Source organism: Carboxylicivirga linearis (assembly GCF_018271995.1).
GTDB classification, from domain to species: Bacteria; Bacteroidota; Bacteroidia; order Bacteroidales; family Marinilabiliaceae; genus Carboxylicivirga; species Carboxylicivirga linearis.
In genome coordinates this window covers 1-17,348 of record NZ_JAGUCO010000029.1, presented here as the reverse complement: position 1 = coordinate 17,348, position 17,348 = coordinate 1, and the positions used below count along the sequence as shown (strand labels likewise).

The window sequence follows — 17,348 nt, the reverse complement described above, 5'->3', positions numbered from 1 at the left end:
GTTAATTAATTTCCTATTAATTGTATTTCAAAGTAAAATGCCTTTTTGCCAATTAAAACCTAGCCTATTTGAACTTTACAGAATTTACTGACAGAACCCATTTAAAGTTTTCTTTACTAACACACTACTGAAACCATAATCCTCAGTTCCGACAATCTCATTATAGTATTTCGTATTGTCAAACACATTTGGTTTATTATTTTTATATTGAAACAGAAGGCTTTTTAACTCTTCGTTATTTGATACACTAACTGCAATATTGTTCTTCAAAAAACCATAATAATCGTACTTCCCTTTTACTATTGGTTTAAAATACAATGGTAAGACATTTAACAAGGCTGCTTCAAGAATAATTGAAGAATTCCCAACGATTATACAATCTACCTGTTGTAAAAACTCAAATGAATTGACTCTTTTTGAGTCACATACATCAATTTTATACTTTATATTAACACTACGTGAATCTGCAGGATGAGGTCTTAATTTTATTTTAATACCCTCATTTAGTGACTGTAACATGTCTATTAATTTTGAAACCTCTTCAATACTATCCCCAATATTATAGCAAATACCAATCGATTCGATTTTATTATTTCTGTTAATTACTCCTGAATACTTATCGAATTTTGGCATACCAACTAATTGTATTTTAGATTCTATTTTCCCAACTGCCTTATATTTTTCATATGCATCTTTACCCTCTAATAGTGCGACATCAAATTTTAAAGGCGGGAAATATTGTGAGACTGAAGCGTGTTGAATATATGCAGTTTTAATTCCAAGTGATTTCGCAGCCATTAACAAACTTCTTGAAGCCATGCTGTGATCGTTTGAAAAAACAAGCAAGCCTGGAGAAGCCTTTTTTAGACTTATTCTAAAAATTTGAAACAAACCAATAACCTGAAAATAAACATCAAAACAATCCCAATAAGCTTTCCGTTTATCATTAAAAATCAGCATTATTATCAAATAAAGTGGAAACAACATATCAAAAACTAATTTCCACCTAGGTAGGAAATAAGCAACATTCTGATCTTTAATACTATCCTTAATATCATACTTAATCTTTACAAAGGAATAATTTTCATTCTCTTTCAAAAATTTCAAAGCAGAATAATTATTTAATGTTTCAAGTATTAACCAATTATTTGAGTATAAATGTGATTTTCTTTTATAAAAAATCATTCTAAAATCTTTTACCAATAGTTTTCCTACTCTAAAAAAACGGTTTAATACTTTTATCCTAGATATGTGATCTCTTTGCGAAAAAGATAGACTTTCGAGGTAACCCGAAAACCACAAATACATTATATCATCATGCAGATCTATTAATTTTTGAAGTTGGTTCATACAGTCAATAGAAACAAATTATTTGTCTAAATATTCTTTTTAGTTAAAATACTCTTACCAAATAACCCTAATACCATAATTAGAAAACAAACAAATCTATATCCGAATACTTCAACCAACTGAAAACTAACCAAGGATACAGCAATAACAACATATAATGATGAGACACCAAAGACTCTCAGAGGAATTACTCCCTTTAACCTAACTCCATATATTACATTACTATAATGTATCAAAACTAATAATAAATAAGATAATACAGTCGTCCATGCAGCTGCTATATACCCCCATTTAGGTATTAAAAGATAATTCATTACGATATTAAATATTCCAACTAATATTGTAAATATAGCTAAGAAAATATTTTTTTTATGATACAATAGATATCCTGAATAAACACTATATATAAAAAATAAAAAATAACCCATCACAACATACGGTATAACCTTGTATGCCTCATAATATACTTTTGTAGAAAATATAAGTAGTAATTCTTTCGAGAAGAAAATTAAAAATATCGCTGAAAGGGAAATTATCTTTGCATATTTTTTAATGAGGCTATGAATGTCCGAGAAAGATTTTTCATTCATTTTTTGATAAAATAGAGGAGACCATGCCCCCATAAATGCCCCAACAAAAATATTCTGAATCATTCCAACCTTATAGCCAACAGAGTATAATCCTGTGGATTCAGGTCCAACTAGACTATTTATAATTAATTGATCGAATGATGTTAAAACATTCTGAGATAATAAATGAAATACAATAGGTATAGAAAATTTTACAACATACGCTAGGTGTCTCCTATCTGCTTGCCAAACAGCTATCTTATTAAATTGAATCAAACAATAAACAAGTACCAAACTTCCCATTAATACCTTTGCTATAGCATAACTTAGATAGTTTTGCAATGGTAGAATGAGTATAAATATAATAGCAAGACTAATAAACCCGACAGTATTAACGACATTTATCTTAGCATATTTTTTACTCCTTTTGGAAGCTTGTAAAAATGCTTTATAAATATCAAATATACTAATGAATGCGCCCCCTAACAATCCCATATACACAATTGATGTCGGTATATTTAAATATGTTTCTAAATCCTTCTCAAATAAAAAACTTAGTGAAAATAAAGAAGTAAAAATGAAAAGTAAGAAAATTAAAGTTGTACCTAGAAATGAACTAAAATCCCTATTTTTTTCATGGTAATATCTTACTATCGCCCCCCGAGTACCAAACCCAAAAAAGATTGCAACTAACGAAACAAATGAATTATAAACAGATAATACACCATAATCATTTGGCGTCATAATTCTCGTAAAAAGAGGTAATGTTATAAAAACAAGCCCTTTAGATAGAAAATCCCCTGATAAATAATTAAATGAATGTTTTAACAACTCAGATAAGTCCTTCCCTCCAAACCACTTAATTAAAATATTTTTCAACTATTTACGAGATTTTTTTAATAAACTTACCAACATTAACAATGTTATTATTGCTGTAAGTTCTTCTTTTCTTTATATAAACTATACAGAGAATTTTCATTCATCCCAGATTTATTTAAAATCCATTCCACAAATTCTCTAAACGCACCTTCTCCCCCAGCCTTTTCAGTTACATAGTCAACTTTTTTTTTGACGAGTGGGATAGCATTCGAAGGTGCTCCCGAATAACCAACCTTATTTAATAATGCTATGTCATTTATATCATCTCCAATATATGCAACTTCCTCAAACTGAATCTCTAGATCTCTAAGTAATTCTTTTACAACTTTCACTTTATCTGATACCCCTTGCAAAAGATAATCAATATCAAGCTTCTCTGCTCTTCTTTTAACTATTTGTGTCTTCTCTCCTGTCACAATTCCAACTGGAATATTAAGTAAATGAGCATACAAAACCCCTGCGCTATCTCCTGTATGAAATTTTTTCAATTCATTGCCATCCTGGGCATAATACATACCTCCATCTGTCCACACCCCATCTATATCCGTTAAAATTAGTTTCGGGAAAATCATTTACTTTAAATTACTTAAATAGATAATTTCATCTTTTCTTATTCCTTTCTTAAGTCGCTTACCTATCAGTAAAGAGCGATCAACCCATTTTATGCCATCTCCTGGGCTTAATAAATGAAGATCTTCCTCCTTTATAATATCTCCTTCATTCATGTCTCTTATTGTTGCTAACGACCGTTCTAATTTCTTCTTGGCTGAATTAACTGAATCTGGAACGATAATATCTTCAACACCAATCGACATTTCTAAATTCCTTATATCCCTTACCATCCTGTTAATTCCATCAACAGCTAACGAACCAGCTTGATCAGTTCCTTTCATTTGTCTATCTAAGGTGATATGTTTTTCGATAAGTTTGGCTCCTTTTGCTACTGCTGCAATTGGAGTCGCAATACCAATTGTATGATCGGAATACCCAATAGCAAATTCTTTATAATTCCTTTTTAAAAAGTCAATTGTTTTGAGATTAACATTCGAATATTTTGTTGGATATTCAGATACACAATGTAAAATACTCAAATTATTGTGATATTTTGTAACAACTTCGATTGCATCATCCAACTCCCTCTTACCAGCCATTCCGGTTGAAATAATTATTGGTATTTTTGTCTCAGCTAATGCTTCAAGTAACGGCAAATTGGTAACATCTCTTGAAGCAACTTTTAATCTATCAGGAGTAAATAACTTTAAAATGCTTAGACAACCAATTGCACAAAGTGTTTCGACAAAATCAAGCCCATTATTTTTTGCATAATTATAGCACTCAAAATGTTCTTCATCACTTAGCTCAAGGAATCTTCTATGTTCTCCATAGGTTTTACCAAATGAGTGCTTATTATCATAAAGCTTAGACATTTGAGTCACAGACAACTCATGATCAAGATCTCTCTTTGTCATTTTCACTGCATTCATCCCTTTTAGATTATTATCAAAAAGTTCATCAACAACAGGACGAGAGACAACGTCTATTAATAATTTAGCAATATCAACGGATCCATTATGATTTTGCCCTATTTCACCAATGATATATACATTTTCCATTTTCACTTTTGATTTAAATTTATTAACTCCTTCATTTTTATCAAATAATCCTCATTTTTATTAATATAACTTAATAAATCCCCAATTGTAGGTTGCTTAAGGGTTATAAAATATTTATAAATACTCTTAGCCATCTGAAAATCTGCTAAGGTATCAACTGTAAGTCTAATAGTACTATCTTCAATAAACTTTGGTACTGTCATCCAAAACAAATCAAACTCACTTTCATTCATATAAATAAAATTAGTGACATGTTCATGATAATATTTATCATCAGTTAATCTTTGCACTTTTTTTAGAGCTGCTAATGATATTCCTTCAGCCCAAAATCCATAGTGACTTAAAATAACAGGTTTGGAATTACTTAGGCGGTATGATGCATAATCAACTTTCCTAATTTTGAGTTCATTTATTAGCACTTTAAGGCTACTAATATCTATAAAAGGATTATCCGCACATATTCTAATTAATTTTGTAAATGAATATCTTTCAGCGCAGAGAATAAACCTCCTTAAAACATCATCTTCACTACCTCGATAACATTCAATATTCATCCTTTCTGCTAACAAAGTTATTTCGTCATCTTCTTTTTTGTGAGTTGTGGCAATTACGATTGGTATTTCTGATAAATCATTTTTTAATCTATCAACTAAACATTCTAGTATACCTTTTCCATTATAAAATGACTTCATCATTTTATTGGGTAGTCTATGAGATCCCATACGAGCTTGAATAATTATACCTATCATAAAATCCTCTTCAAATATCTATATTCCGTAAACTAAACTACATAAACTAATTTACCCCAAAATAAATTATTAGATAATACTTTATTATTTCTTAAGTGACATAGGTAACTATACAAAGTACATAGACTTCAATTCCCTAAACAGTATAATTCGATCATTCCTGTCGCAAACCTCTTCTGACGTTCATTACAAAAATTTTTACAAAAATTAATGTGACACCAAGAAAAAAACCAAGAAATATACTAACAACTAGTATTATCTTTCTTTTAGGGCCGCTTCTTTCAACAGGAACTTTTGCTGGCTCTAAAATTGAAAAAGCAGGAGTTTGTTCTTTTACTGCAATCTTTGCTTTTTCCAACTGCATTGCCAATTCATTATAAATTGAAGAAACTAAATCATATTCATCACTTAACCTTTGGAATTCTATATTTATCCTTTCAGACACCAAGTTCCTATGTCTGTCTCGATAATTAAAAATTTCCTTTTGTAATAACTCATATTGTTCTTTTTTCTCTTCATAACCACTTTCAACAAAACTCAAACTTTCACGTGCTTGTTTAGTCTTGTATTCAATTATATAATCTTGCAGAAGCTCACCCCCTTTCTGCACTAATTGGGCTGTAACAACCGGATCTTCATATTCAACAGATAATAAAACTAACCCAGTATTTTTATCTACTTCTATATCTATTAACCCTCTTACTTTCTCATAAAGTTCTTTCTCTTTTTTGGAAATAAGAAGAACTCCAATATTCCTATTATTTTTCACACCTTCCTCTTTTGAAGAAATAGCATCTTTAATTGTCCAAGGAAGTCGAAGCGTATATTTTAAAATAAGATCTGAAGTAGATTCTATTGTATCACTTAGAAGATAATCATAAATCGATATTGGTTCATCAAACTGCTCGAAACTGAACTTTTTATTAATGAGCTCATTTAAAAAGGGATATGACCTAACAACTTGAGGATATATTTCTGCAGGGATACCATTTGATTCCCCCATCATGGAACCTAAATTTACACCTGCCATACCTGCTAAGGCACTTAATCCTCCTATACCATTAGACCTTCTTTCGGCAGAAGGGAGTAGAGTCGCCGACGCAGAATACATAACTGGACTTAAGAACGCAATCATAATACCAATAAAAAGTATAGTCGCAACAGAATAATAAATTGTTTTTCGACCTTGCCAGATTATTTTTAATAAGACTGATAAATCAACCTCATCCTTATTTATTATTTGATATTTATCCTTATTATTATCGTTAACCATTTTTAGTAAGAATTTGTAAGCATATTAAATAAATTACCGGTCTAAACTTACAGCTTATCCATAATAGTAACTACAGTCAATGACAATGAGGCCAAAGCACTTGCCATTGCAATCCAAGCTGTTGCAGGCATTGGCTCTCTTTCTGGTCGCTGCGGAACAACAACTTCCGTTCCGGGCATTACTCTTGGATAATTCCTAAAAAACAAAAAGTTCTTAGTCGATGCTGCTGCTCCATTAGGATAGATAACATATACCTTACCTTTCATTGCTCTTGGGGCAAATCCACCACCAGCACTAATATATTTCCGTAAACCCAATCCTTTACCATATGATGTTGACACTGGGTTTAGCACCCCTCCAGTAATTTTAACTGTTTGAATTTCCCTAGGTATTATTAGTTCATCTCCAGCTTCCAGATATATATCTTTTTTTGACCCAGGATTTTTTAAAATATCACCTAAATCAATACTTACTACATCAAAACCATAATTGTCAAAAACGAGTGTTGTATCATTTTCTGCCATCTCCTCACGCAAACGTTTAATTTGCTGGCTTACCTTTACTTTTCTAGTCAACATTGCGCCCTGAGGGTATGCATCTGTTGTCAGTCCTCCAGCTCTTTCTATGATACTTGATAAACGTTCTTTTTTAGAGGCTAAACTAAATTGGCCTGCATAATTAACTTCACCCAAAACACTAACAATTGATTCATCTTCAAAGCCTGGTGATCGCCGGATAAAAACCTGATCGAATGGATTTAAAACAAATTTCGCATCTTCACCATGCATTCTTAAATCACGTGATATATGAAATTGATAAACGGTAGCAATCTTCTCACCTGACGTTTTTGCTTCATCATATGTTAATCTTCGAGAAATTTCAATATATGAGTCTGAAGCAGATTCTTTAAAACCGCCTGCTCTAAAAACCAAATCCGAAAGAGTCATATCATCCTGATAATCAAACTCACCAGGCAGTTGAATCTCACCATGAATCTTTACGGTTCTAATCTCTCTCAAATCATTAATTGATGACAAGGTTACAATATCCTCTCTTTTCAAATCGAAGTTAACCTCACCTCTTAATATTTCACTAACATTAAATGAAATATTCTTCATCGTAAGATCTTCATTTAAGCGTGTTATAAGTCCACGATTTAGGAAAACATCCTCTCTAACACCATCTGCCTTCTCTATTAATTCTTTTAATGTTAATCCCTCTGTTAACTCATAATTACCTGGCCTATATACTGCTCCTTCAATGGTTACTTTGTTCTCGTACCTTTCTAAAATTGGCCCAGCATAGAGACTATCTCCATTCTGAATTAAAACTTGTGCATAATCTATATAGGAAACGTCTTTAAATGCTCTTTGCTTGGAAGTAATTCTGTATAATTCTATACGTTTAGAGTACGCTTGTTCATTAAACCCTCCGGCATATGCAATTAAATCTTCTACCGTTTCATCATCTTTTCCTTCAAAAATTCCATCTCGTTTAAACTCTCCACCTACTTTCACCCTGTTAATAAAAGTTGGTACCAATACAACATCGCCATCCCTTAATGGAATGTTCACATTCGTCTTTCCCTTAATAAGAAACTCATACACATCCAGATGTGCCATAACCTGACCATCCCGTATTACTTGAATATCACGAAATGATCCATTTATATTTGGACCACCACTTAAGTATAACGCATTAAAGGCTGATGCAGTCCCTGGTAAAGTATATGTTCCCGGAGTAAACACTTCTCCTATAACATTAACTTTTATCGCTTTGATATTTCCTAATGTAATGTTTGCAAAGGTTTTAGGATTATCTGAAATAAGATCTCTATAAATCAATGTCAACTTATCGAAAACTCGTTTAGCAGATTCTTTTTGGGTTAATCCTCCAACATTCACAGGCCCAACATTAGGAATAACAATCTGTCCATTTCTATTGACTTCTAATTGATAGTTTTCTTGTGACATTCCCCAAACATCAATTAGGATCTCATCTCCACTTCCGATAACATAAGAAGGCGATACAGCTATGTTAACATTAGGTTCGAAACTTAAGTTTTCGTTATTAAAAAATGAAAACCCAAATATCCTTTGATCTATTTGGGTAGAGTCCACAGGAACCTTTTCCGATAATGCATTCGGGTCATATTCTTCCAAATCCTGGCTGCCGAACTGATCCATTTCAGAGTCACCAATCTGACTAGAATATTTCAACTCATTCATCCTTTTCTTGAGAATTGAAATCTGACTTTGACTCATCCCTCTTGCCTGAGCCAAAGCGATGGCCTGACTTTCAGTCAAACCACGTTTCTCAATTTCTCTGATCATTTTTATGATTTGATCATCAGTCAACTCATTAACATCAACGTTTCTTGGATCAACATTCTGAGCCCATGCAGCACTCTTAAAACCAGCAAGAAACAAAATCAAAAAGACGAAAAAAGTTAATTCTTTCATAAAACCTAATACTATTTTAATTGTACGCTACCGCTTTCTCAACCACACTTCATGTTTGAATGAAATGAATCAAGACAATTATTCTGGCATAACAATGGTTTATGCACTTAACTGCTAACGTATAAATACCGTTATTATTGGCTTAAACAGTAATTTTTAGCGGCACAAAGTTAGAAATAATAAGAAGAATAAAACTTTGAAATGTAACATTTTTTAACAGAACGACCGCACGCTCTTCTCACCCCACTCAAATACAGATCATTACAAATCAAATGTCGAGTTATTGATAATTTTTGGTATGATAAAGCACTTCTTATTTTTCTTCCTTAAAGAAACGCTTCTGAAATATAAGGATTAAGAAAATACCTATAGTTATGGACGAATCTGCAATATTAAAAACGGGTCTGAAGAAAATAAAAGTGTTACCACCCACCATCGGAAACCAATCGGGATAACGACCTTCTAGCAAAGGAAAATATAGCATATCAACTACCTTCCCATGCAGAAAACTTGAATATCCTCCTTCTGCTGGAAACAAGGTAGCAATCTGTCCATAACTATGATCAAAAATAACTCCATAGAATGCACTATCTATAATATTGCCAAATGCACCGGCAAGCACTAAAGCTACACTATAAACTAATCCTTTAGGAGCCCCCTTTTTTGTAAGATTAACTAAATACCAACCTATACCTACTACAGCTATAATACGAAAAACGCTTAGAAATACCTTTCCGAATTTACCAGCCAACTGCATGCCGAAGGCCATTCCGTTGTTTTCAACAAAATGAATAATAAACCAATCACCTAAGACAGGAATTTCATCGCCTAGCATCATGTTTGTTTTGATCCAGATTTTAACAATTTGATCAATCAAAAGCACAGCAAAGATTATTAAGAAAGACTTCTTTAAAACAGTCATAACTTGCGTTGTTATTTAGGTTACAAACCTACTTTTATAAATTAAGAAGTGACTAACTGCATAGAGTCAATTAGTCACTTAGTTATTTTATTTAGGCAACAAGCCTGCTTTCATCACCAAATTACTTTTGGTTTTGTTTAGCTTCAACACTTAGTGTAGCGTGAGGAACAGCTCTGAGACGCTCTGCCGGAATCAGTTTACCTGTAACCCTACAAACACCGTAAGTTTTGTTCTCGATGCGAACCAAGGCAGCCTGCAAATGTTGGATAAATTTTTGCTGGCGCTGAGCCAATTTACCTGCTTCTTCTTTGGAAAGCACTGCGGCTCCTTCTTCCAATACTTTAAATGTTGGAGAAGTATCCTGAGTGTCATTACCATCTTCATGGGTAATTGTATGCCTCAGCAATTCATAATCTTTCTTGGCCTTATCAAGCTTCTTCAGGATAATTTCTTTAAATTCCTGAAGTTCTTCATCAGAGTAACGGGTTCTATCAGCCATACGGACTTATTTAAGTATAACACAAATTTTAAGCTATGCCTTAACAATTTGCATTAAGGTGCTTATTTCATCATCGATATCTACGGTAACCGCAGTACTATCGTTACATTTATCTACTAATTTTACTTCTATTGCCAAAGTTTGAGCCCCAATATAATCAGCATGTTTTTCAACGGCCTTATTCAGAGAGTCATTCTTTTGTATTGACAATTTGATTTTATCAGTTACATCAAGTCCTGAATCTTTACGCAAATTCTGAATTCGATTAACAAATTCACGTGCAATTCCTTCTTCTCGCAACTCTTCTGTAACTTCAATATCCAAAGCCACGGTTAATTTACCTTCATTGGCAACTAACCAACCCGGAATATCTTCCGACATTATTTCAACGTCTTCTAATGAAAGTACAACTTTTTGTCCTTCCAATTCAAGAGAATATTGTTCCTCTTTCTCGAAGATAGCAATTTCTTCCTGACCTAAGGCATTAATTGCTCCTGAAATTGCTTTCATCATCTTACCATACTTAGGACCAAGCGTTTTAAAATTCGGTTTGATCTTTTTAACCAGTACTCCAGAAGCATCTTTCAGAAATTCCATTTCTTTAACATTGACCTCTGTCAATACCAATGATTTGATCGCTTCCAACTGATGTTCAAATGTATCATCCAAAATTGGAATCATGATCTTATTTAATGGTTGACGCACTTTTAGGTTCACTTTGCGGCGCAATCCTAATACCAACGAAGATATATCCTGAGCATACTGTTGTCTTTCTTCCAAACTTGAATCTATCAATGATTCATCGTAGGATGGAAATTGAGCCAAATGAACAGACACATCCTCATATCGACCGGACATCTTATTTAAATCATTAAATAATCGATCAGTAAAGAAAGGTGCAATCGGAGCTGAAAGCAAGGATACGGTTTCCAAACAAGTATACAATGTTTGATAAGCTGCTAATTTGTCTTCATCAAATTCACCACCCCAGAAACGCTTACGATTTAAACGCACATACCAGTTACTCAAATTCTCCATTACAAAGTTTTGAATTGCACGACCTGCTCGTGTTGGTTCGTAGCTTTCGTAGCTTTCTGTAACTTCTTTCACCAAGGAGTTCAACAAAGAAATGATCCATCGATCAATTTCTGATCTTTTCTCGATTGGTACTTGAGCCTCCTGACCTGTAAAGCCGTCAATATTGGCATATAAGGCAAAGAATGAATAAGTATTATATAGTGTTCCGAAGAATTTTCGTTTCACTTCGTCAACACCCGAAATATCAAATTTAAGATTATCCCATGGCTGAGCATTGGTAATCATATACCAGCGTAATGGATCTGATCCGTATTTCTCAATCACTTCGAATGGATCAACACCGTTACCCAAGCGTTTTGACATCTTATTACCTTTCTTATCCAATACCAATCCGTTTGAAATGATATTCTTAAAGGCAACAGAATCGAACATCATGGTAGCTATTGCATGCAATGTAAAGAACCATCCTCGAGTTTGGTCAACACCTTCAGCAATAAAATCGGCTGGATAAATTTGGTCAAAACCTTCTTTATTTTCGAATGGATAATGCATTTGTGCATATGGCATTGCTCCTGAATCGAACCAAACATCAATCAAATCAGCTTCGCGATACATGGGTTGACCACTCTCAGACACAAATACCATATCATCCACGTATGGACGATGAAGATCAATCTTATCGTAATTTGCTTTATCGTTGTTTCCAACCTCAAAATCCTTAAATGGATTTTCTTTCATTAAGCCTGCCTCAACAGCCTTGTTGATTTCCGACATCAACTCCTCTACCGAACCAATACATTTTTCTTCTGTACCATCTTCTGTTCTCCAAATAGGAAGTGGAGTTCCCCAATAACGTGATCGACTTAAATTCCAATCAACCAAATTCTCTAACCACTTACCAAAACGACCAGTTCCGGTAGAGCCAGGTTTCCAGTTGATTGTATTATTTAATTCCATCATACGCTCGCGCACAGCAGTAGTTTTAACAAACCAGCTATCCAAAGGATAATATAATACTGGCTTATCTGTACGCCAACAGTGAGGGTAATTATGAGTATGTTTCTCTACTTTAAAAGCTTTATTCTCTTTTTTCAACATCACAGAGATATCTACATCTAAAGTTGGATCTTTCTCTGTTAATGAAGAATCATAGGCATTCTTTACAAAACGACCAGCAAACTCCTTATATAATTCTGTATCAACAAAACCTTCTACAAATTGGTCATCCAAATCCTCAATAGTAAAGAATTTTCCAGTCTTATCAACCATTGGTTGTTGCTTTCCGTCCTTACTTATTAGGATTAAAGGGGCAATACCTGCCACTTTTGCTACACGGTCATCATCTGCTCCAAAGGTAGGTGCAATATGAACAATACCAGTACCATCTTCGGTAGTTACATAATCACCTAAAATAACACGAAAAGCATCTCCATCAGGCTTGATCCAAGGAATTAACTGCTCGTATCGCATTCCTTCCAAATCTGTACCGACATAATCTGCAACTATTTTGAAAGGTATCTTTTTATCTCCTTCCTGATAAGCATCAAAATCAAGTTCAGCATTTTTGGGATTGAAATAACTAGCTGATAAATCTTTTGCTACAATAACTGAAACAGGCTTACCAGTATATGGATTGTAAGTTTTAACTTTTACGTAATTAATTTTCGGACCAACTGCCAACGCAGTGTTAGATGGCAAAGTCCAGGGAGTAGTTGTCCAGGCAAGGAAATAAAGATCTTCATCACCATCGTATAACTTCTCTGATTCAGCATTACGCACTACTGAAAATTGAGCCGTACAAGTTGTATCTTTTACATCACGATAACAGCCAGGTTGATTTAGCTCATGTGTACTTAAACCCGTTCCGGCAGCAGGAGAATAGGGTTGAATGGTATATCCTTTATACAACAATCCTTTTTTGTACATCTCTTTTAACAACCACCATAAGGTTTCAATGTAACGGTTATCGTAAGTAATGTAAGGATCATTCATATCCACCCAATATCCCATCTTCTGAGTTAAATCTTCCCACAGATCGGTATATTTCATTACATCTTTGCGACATGCATCGTTATATTCTGCAACAGAAATACTCTTACCAATATCTTCTTTGGTAATACCTAATGATTTCTCAACACCTAATTCAACTGGTAAACCATGTGTATCCCATCCTGCTTTTCTTTTAACTAAAAAACCTTGCTGAGTTTTAAAGCGACAAAAGATATCCTTAATTGCACGAGCCATAACGTGATGAATACCAGGCATTCCATTTGCAGAAGGTGGCCCCTCATAAAATACAAATGTTGGTTTTCCTTCTCTGGTTGTGATACTCTTTTCGAAAGCTCCATTCTCCTCCCAGGTTTTAAGGACATCCTTATTCACCTGTGAAAGATCTAATCCCTTATATTCGGTAAATTTTGCGCTCATTTATACCTTATAGTTTACCCTAATTTTAAAAAGTTTACAAATATAGAATTTGGACTAAACAAAAGCAAACAGAACAATTTAATTAATTTTGTAGACAGTTTGATTAAAACTTATTGATAAAGTTTACTTTTGACGTCGAACAAATCCATTATATAAATTAGTAGATAGCAGATGAAATCTTATTATAATTTTTATAACATTCTTAAATTATATAAATCCATCAAAAGCACAAGAGTAAAGGCTATAGGATTAATCGCATCTTCAATATTAGGTTTCCGCCATTTATCTTTACGCATTGATCCAGCGCTTTCATGTAATCTATTTTGTCAAATGTGCTATTTCAGTGATTCAGAAAAAAGAAAATCTTTGAAGGGCCAACTGAATACAGAACAGTTGAATCAGATTGCTAAAATATTTTACCCTAAAGCTTTTCAATTGGTACTAGGGTGCGGTGCTGAACCAACAATTAATAGAGATTTCATGCAGGCAATAAGACTTGCCAAACAATATAAAATTCCTAACATTTCAATTGTTACGAATGGACTTCTTCTTAGAGATAGTCATATTAAAGAAATGATTGAACTTGAAATGGATGAAATTATTTTGTCAGCTCATGGACTTGCAAAACCTAATTATGAAAAATTTATGGTTAATGGTCATTTTGAAAAGTTCGTTGAATTATTGGCCAAGTTTTCGAAGTACAAAAATGAATTAGGAGCTTCAAAACCACAAATAAGAATTAATTATACAGTAAACGAAGATAATATTGAAGATCTATATAGTTTTAAAGAATTTGCCACTCTATATCAATTTGACACCATACAGGTAAGACCAATTATGGATATTGGTGGAAAATATAAAAAACTATTGCCATTAAATCTTAAGGATAAATACAACAATATTCTGGATGAAATAAAAAACACTTGTCATCAAAAAAACATAAAATTACTTGCTAATCGTATTGACTTTTCCTACATGGAAAAGAACAAAGATGCCTATTTAATTGATAGTGTTTACACTTACTTATCTCCCAATACAGAATCAGAATTAGGTATTGACTTCAATAAATCATCTATTACTCAATATAAAAAAAGTATAAAATGGTATAAATCGATACTTCTAGGAATAATCAAAAAACGCGATGGGTCAAAAAATGCAGATAGATTCTTAAAGTATGATATTGAATAAATTAAAATGTATATAAAAGGGAAAACATATATTATTTATTAACCTAGAATTGTCATTCATGAAATTTAAATCATTATTTGTTTCAGTACTATTATTAAGTTCTGTGCTGAGTTTTGGTCAAAATGTTCAAATGCATTACGATTTTGGAAAGGATCGTAAATTAGTTACTACAACAGTTGAAATGTTCAAACCTGATAAATACGGTAGCACTTTCTTCTTTATTGATATGGATTACAGCTCTGATACCAGAGGAGTAGACAATGGTGTTTCATTAGCTTATTGGGAGATAGCAAGAAGCTTAAAGTGGAGTGAGACTCAAAAGCTTGAGCCGCGTATTGAATTTAATTCAGGAAATCTATTTGTTGCTGAAAACTTTGGTTTTCCTATTAATAATGCGTGGTTAGTAGGTGCTCAATACACCTTTAACAATGCTGATTTCTCTAAAATACTAACTATTCAAGCAAACTACAAAAACATCAAAGATGCTAAAGCAACCAACACTGATGTTGAAAACCAAAATTCATTTCAAATAACAGCTGTTTGGAACTTGCACTTCTTCGAGAGAAAACTCTCTCTTCTAGGATTTGCAGATTTCTGGAGACAGGATTCTTTCGGTGGAGAATACGTCTTCCTAACGGAACCACAATTCTGGTATAACGCTTGTCCGAATTTTTCTGTCGGTAGTGAAATTGAAATTAGTAACAACTTTACCGATGAAGGTTTTGTTGTAAACCCAACACTGGCTGTTAAATACACATTTTAATAATCTAAGGTATAAATCATGTTAGAAAAACTATTTAACCTGAAAGAAAACAAAACAAATGTACGCACTGAAGTCATAGCAGGTATTACAACCTTTATGACTATGGCATATATTTTGGCCGTAAATCCTGACATATTAGCTGCTACAGGAATGGATCAGGGTGCAGTATTTACAGCCACTGCTTTATCTGCGGCTGTTGCCACTTTAGTTATGGCATTTGTAGCCCGGTTACCTTTTGCCTTAGCTCCAGGTATGGGTTTGAATGCATTCTTTGCATTCACTGTTGTATTAGGAATGGGGCACACTTGGCAGTTTGCATTAACAGCAGTCTTTTTAGAAGGAATCATATTTATTCTATTAACGGCTTTTAATATTCGTGAACTAATAATAAAGGCTATCCCAATTAATATTAAACACGGTATTTCAGTCGGAATCGGTTTATTTATTGCTTTAATTGGTTTTAAAAATGCCGGTATTGTAGTTGGTAATGATGCTACTTTAGTTGGGTTAGCAGATATTGTTGATATAAAAAGTAACCCTTCGGCATTAGTCGCAATAATTACCTTAATTGTAACCGGAACCTTATTGGCACGCAAAGTTAAAGGTGCATTGCTAATTGGTATTTTTGTTGGCACAGTAGTAGGCATTCCTTTAGATGTAACCCATTTACCAAGCTCTTTTGAAATAGCGCCACCTTCATTATCACCAATATTTGGTAAATTTGAGTGGGGACAAATCTTCACTACAGATATGGCATTAGTGCTGCTAACTTTTCTGTTTGTTGATTTATTCGATACTGTAGGTACCCTTATTGGAGTTACTTCAAAGGCTAATATGCTTGATAAAGACGGTAAAATTCCGCGTGTTAAACAGGCTTTATTTGCCGACTCAATCGGTACAACTTTAGGTGCGATTCTTGGTACTTCAACCGTTACCACCTATGTTGAGAGTGCAGCCGGTGTCAGCGAAGGAGGTAGAACAGGATTAACGGCAGCAACAACTGGTGTATTATTTTTATTGGCACTGTTTTTTTCTCCTTTATTTTTAATGATACCGTCTGCAGCTACAGCAGCCATTTTAATACTTGTTGGTGTGATGATGTTTACTCCAATAACCAAAATAGATCTAACAGATTATACTGAAGCTATTCCAGCATTTTTGGCAATTGTTATGATGCCATTTACTTATTCAATAGCTGAAGGTATTGTATTTGGAATGCTTGCATACGTGATCCTAAAAGTATTAACCGGGAAATTCAAGGATATTTCAATCGTGTCCATTTTGCTTGCGATACTTTTTGTATTCAAATTCTTCATTGATTAGATATTCCATATTTTTAAAAATTATAATACCCTTGTCGATATTTGACAGGGGTATTTTTATATCTACTATCGAAATCAGTGCGATATAACTGTTGAAGTTATAAACAACCGATTGATAGCTCGTGCAGATAATGGTAATAACCGACCTAACCTTAAAGATAATAAGCTTGTTCATAGCGTTCATTTAGAAACTATTGTTGATAGTAATCAATTTGGAGGAGTTAGCATCCAACATACCGGATCTATTCATGCAGCTGCTACTTTAATTAAAAATATAAAGATAGAATGGAAATA

General features: G+C 33.3%; 14 protein-coding genes. 4 read left to right on the top strand and 10 right to left on the bottom strand.

The genetic code is table 11. The annotated features are described in order from the left end of the window. Positions 1-84 precede the first annotated feature (84 nt). From KEM10_RS20990 to ileS, 10 genes are all read right to left on the bottom strand, one after another. Positions 85-1,350, bottom strand: coding sequence for a glycosyltransferase family protein (locus KEM10_RS20990; RefSeq protein WP_212219294.1), 1,266 nt, complete (start codon positions 1,348-1,350; stop codon positions 85-87). Between the two features lie 26 nt (positions 1,351-1,376). Then, positions 1,377-2,798 (bottom strand): lipopolysaccharide biosynthesis protein, encoded by a 1,422-nt coding sequence (locus tag KEM10_RS20985; protein WP_212219290.1) that lies wholly within the window; start codon positions 2,796-2,798, stop codon positions 1,377-1,379. A 47-nt stretch (positions 2,799-2,845) separates the two neighbouring features. Further along, positions 2,846-3,370 carry a KdsC family phosphatase gene (locus tag KEM10_RS20980; RefSeq protein ID WP_212219287.1) on the bottom strand — a complete coding sequence of 175 codons (525 nt, stop codon included), beginning with the start codon at positions 3,368-3,370 and terminating at the stop codon, positions 2,846-2,848. After that, a complete protein-coding gene (locus KEM10_RS20975) occupies positions 3,371-4,411 on the bottom strand; it encodes an N-acetylneuraminate synthase family protein (RefSeq protein ID WP_212219284.1) in 1,041 nt (346 codons plus the stop codon). Between the two features lie 2 nt (positions 4,412-4,413). Beyond that, a complete protein-coding gene (locus KEM10_RS20970) occupies positions 4,414-5,160 on the bottom strand; it encodes a cytidylyltransferase domain-containing protein (RefSeq protein ID WP_212219281.1) in 747 nt (248 codons plus the stop codon). Positions 5,161-5,314: 154 nt separating this feature from the next. Next, complete coding sequence (locus KEM10_RS20965) at positions 5,315-6,433, bottom strand: GNVR domain-containing protein (RefSeq protein WP_212219279.1); 1,119 nt, start codon at positions 6,431-6,433, stop codon at positions 5,315-5,317. 47 nt (positions 6,434-6,480) lie between these two features. Then, on the bottom strand, positions 6,481-8,895 hold the full coding sequence (locus tag KEM10_RS20960; protein WP_212219276.1) for an SLBB domain-containing protein: 2,415 nt from the start codon (positions 8,893-8,895) through the stop codon (positions 6,481-6,483). A gap of 313 nt (positions 8,896-9,208) precedes the next feature. Continuing rightward, positions 9,209-9,817 (bottom strand): lipoprotein signal peptidase, encoded by a 609-nt coding sequence (locus KEM10_RS20955; RefSeq protein WP_212219272.1) that lies wholly within the window; start codon positions 9,815-9,817, stop codon positions 9,209-9,211. Positions 9,818-9,938: 121 nt separating this feature from the next. Further along, the gene (locus KEM10_RS20950; protein ID WP_212219269.1) at positions 9,939-10,316 is read right to left on the bottom strand and encodes a TraR/DksA family transcriptional regulator; all 378 of its coding nucleotides are present in this window, start codon (positions 10,314-10,316) and stop codon (positions 9,939-9,941) included. Positions 10,317-10,349: 33 nt separating this feature from the next. Continuing rightward, positions 10,350-13,781, bottom strand: a complete 3,432-nt coding sequence (gene ileS / locus KEM10_RS20945; RefSeq protein WP_212219266.1) for an isoleucine--tRNA ligase — start codon at positions 13,779-13,781, stop codon at positions 10,350-10,352. Between the two features lie 171 nt (positions 13,782-13,952). Between ileS and KEM10_RS20940 the strand changes: the two genes are divergently transcribed. The 4 genes from KEM10_RS20940 to KEM10_RS20925 form a co-directional block, all read left to right on the top strand. After that, on the top strand, positions 13,953-14,969 hold the full coding sequence (locus KEM10_RS20940; RefSeq protein WP_212219263.1) for a radical SAM protein: 1,017 nt from the start codon (positions 13,953-13,955) through the stop codon (positions 14,967-14,969). Positions 14,970-15,027: 58 nt separating this feature from the next. Continuing rightward, the gene (locus tag KEM10_RS20935) at positions 15,028-15,732 is read left to right on the top strand and encodes a DUF5020 family protein (protein ID WP_212219260.1); all 705 of its coding nucleotides are present in this window, start codon (positions 15,028-15,030) and stop codon (positions 15,730-15,732) included. Positions 15,733-15,750: 18 nt separating this feature from the next. Continuing rightward, positions 15,751-17,055 (top strand): NCS2 family permease, encoded by a 1,305-nt coding sequence (locus tag KEM10_RS20930; RefSeq protein ID WP_212219257.1) that lies wholly within the window; start codon positions 15,751-15,753, stop codon positions 17,053-17,055. A 111-nt stretch (positions 17,056-17,166) separates the two neighbouring features. Then, on the top strand, positions 17,167-17,348 hold a 182-nt coding region (locus KEM10_RS20925; protein WP_212219254.1), incomplete at its 3' end, for a hypothetical protein.

Coding starts and splice junctions, on each gene's coding strand:
- KEM10_RS20935 (WP_212219260.1), top strand. CDS start 15,028: ATGAAATTTAAATCATTATTTGTTTCAGTACTATTATTAAGTTCTGTG.
- KEM10_RS20970 (WP_212219281.1), bottom strand. CDS start 5,160: ATGATAGGTATAATTATTCAAGCTCGTATGGGATCTCATAGACTACCC.
- KEM10_RS20965 (WP_212219279.1), bottom strand. CDS start 6,433: ATGGTTAACGATAATAATAAGGATAAATATCAAATAATAAATAAGGAT.
- ileS (WP_212219266.1), bottom strand. CDS start 13,781: ATGAGCGCAAAATTTACCGAATATAAGGGATTAGATCTTTCACAGGTG.
- KEM10_RS20950 (WP_212219269.1), bottom strand. CDS start 10,316: ATGGCTGATAGAACCCGTTACTCTGATGAAGAACTTCAGGAATTTAAA.
- KEM10_RS20960 (WP_212219276.1), bottom strand. CDS start 8,895: ATGAAAGAATTAACTTTTTTCGTCTTTTTGATTTTGTTTCTTGCTGGT.
- KEM10_RS20930 (WP_212219257.1), top strand. CDS start 15,751: ATGTTAGAAAAACTATTTAACCTGAAAGAAAACAAAACAAATGTACGC.
- KEM10_RS20980 (WP_212219287.1), bottom strand. CDS start 3,370: ATGATTTTCCCGAAACTAATTTTAACGGATATAGATGGGGTGTGGACA.
- KEM10_RS20955 (WP_212219272.1), bottom strand. CDS start 9,817: ATGACTGTTTTAAAGAAGTCTTTCTTAATAATCTTTGCTGTGCTTTTG.
- KEM10_RS20990 (WP_212219294.1), bottom strand. CDS start 1,350: ATGAACCAACTTCAAAAATTAATAGATCTGCATGATGATATAATGTAT.
- KEM10_RS20940 (WP_212219263.1), top strand. CDS start 13,953: ATGAAATCTTATTATAATTTTTATAACATTCTTAAATTATATAAATCC.
- KEM10_RS20975 (WP_212219284.1), bottom strand. CDS start 4,411: ATGGAAAATGTATATATCATTGGTGAAATAGGGCAAAATCATAATGGA.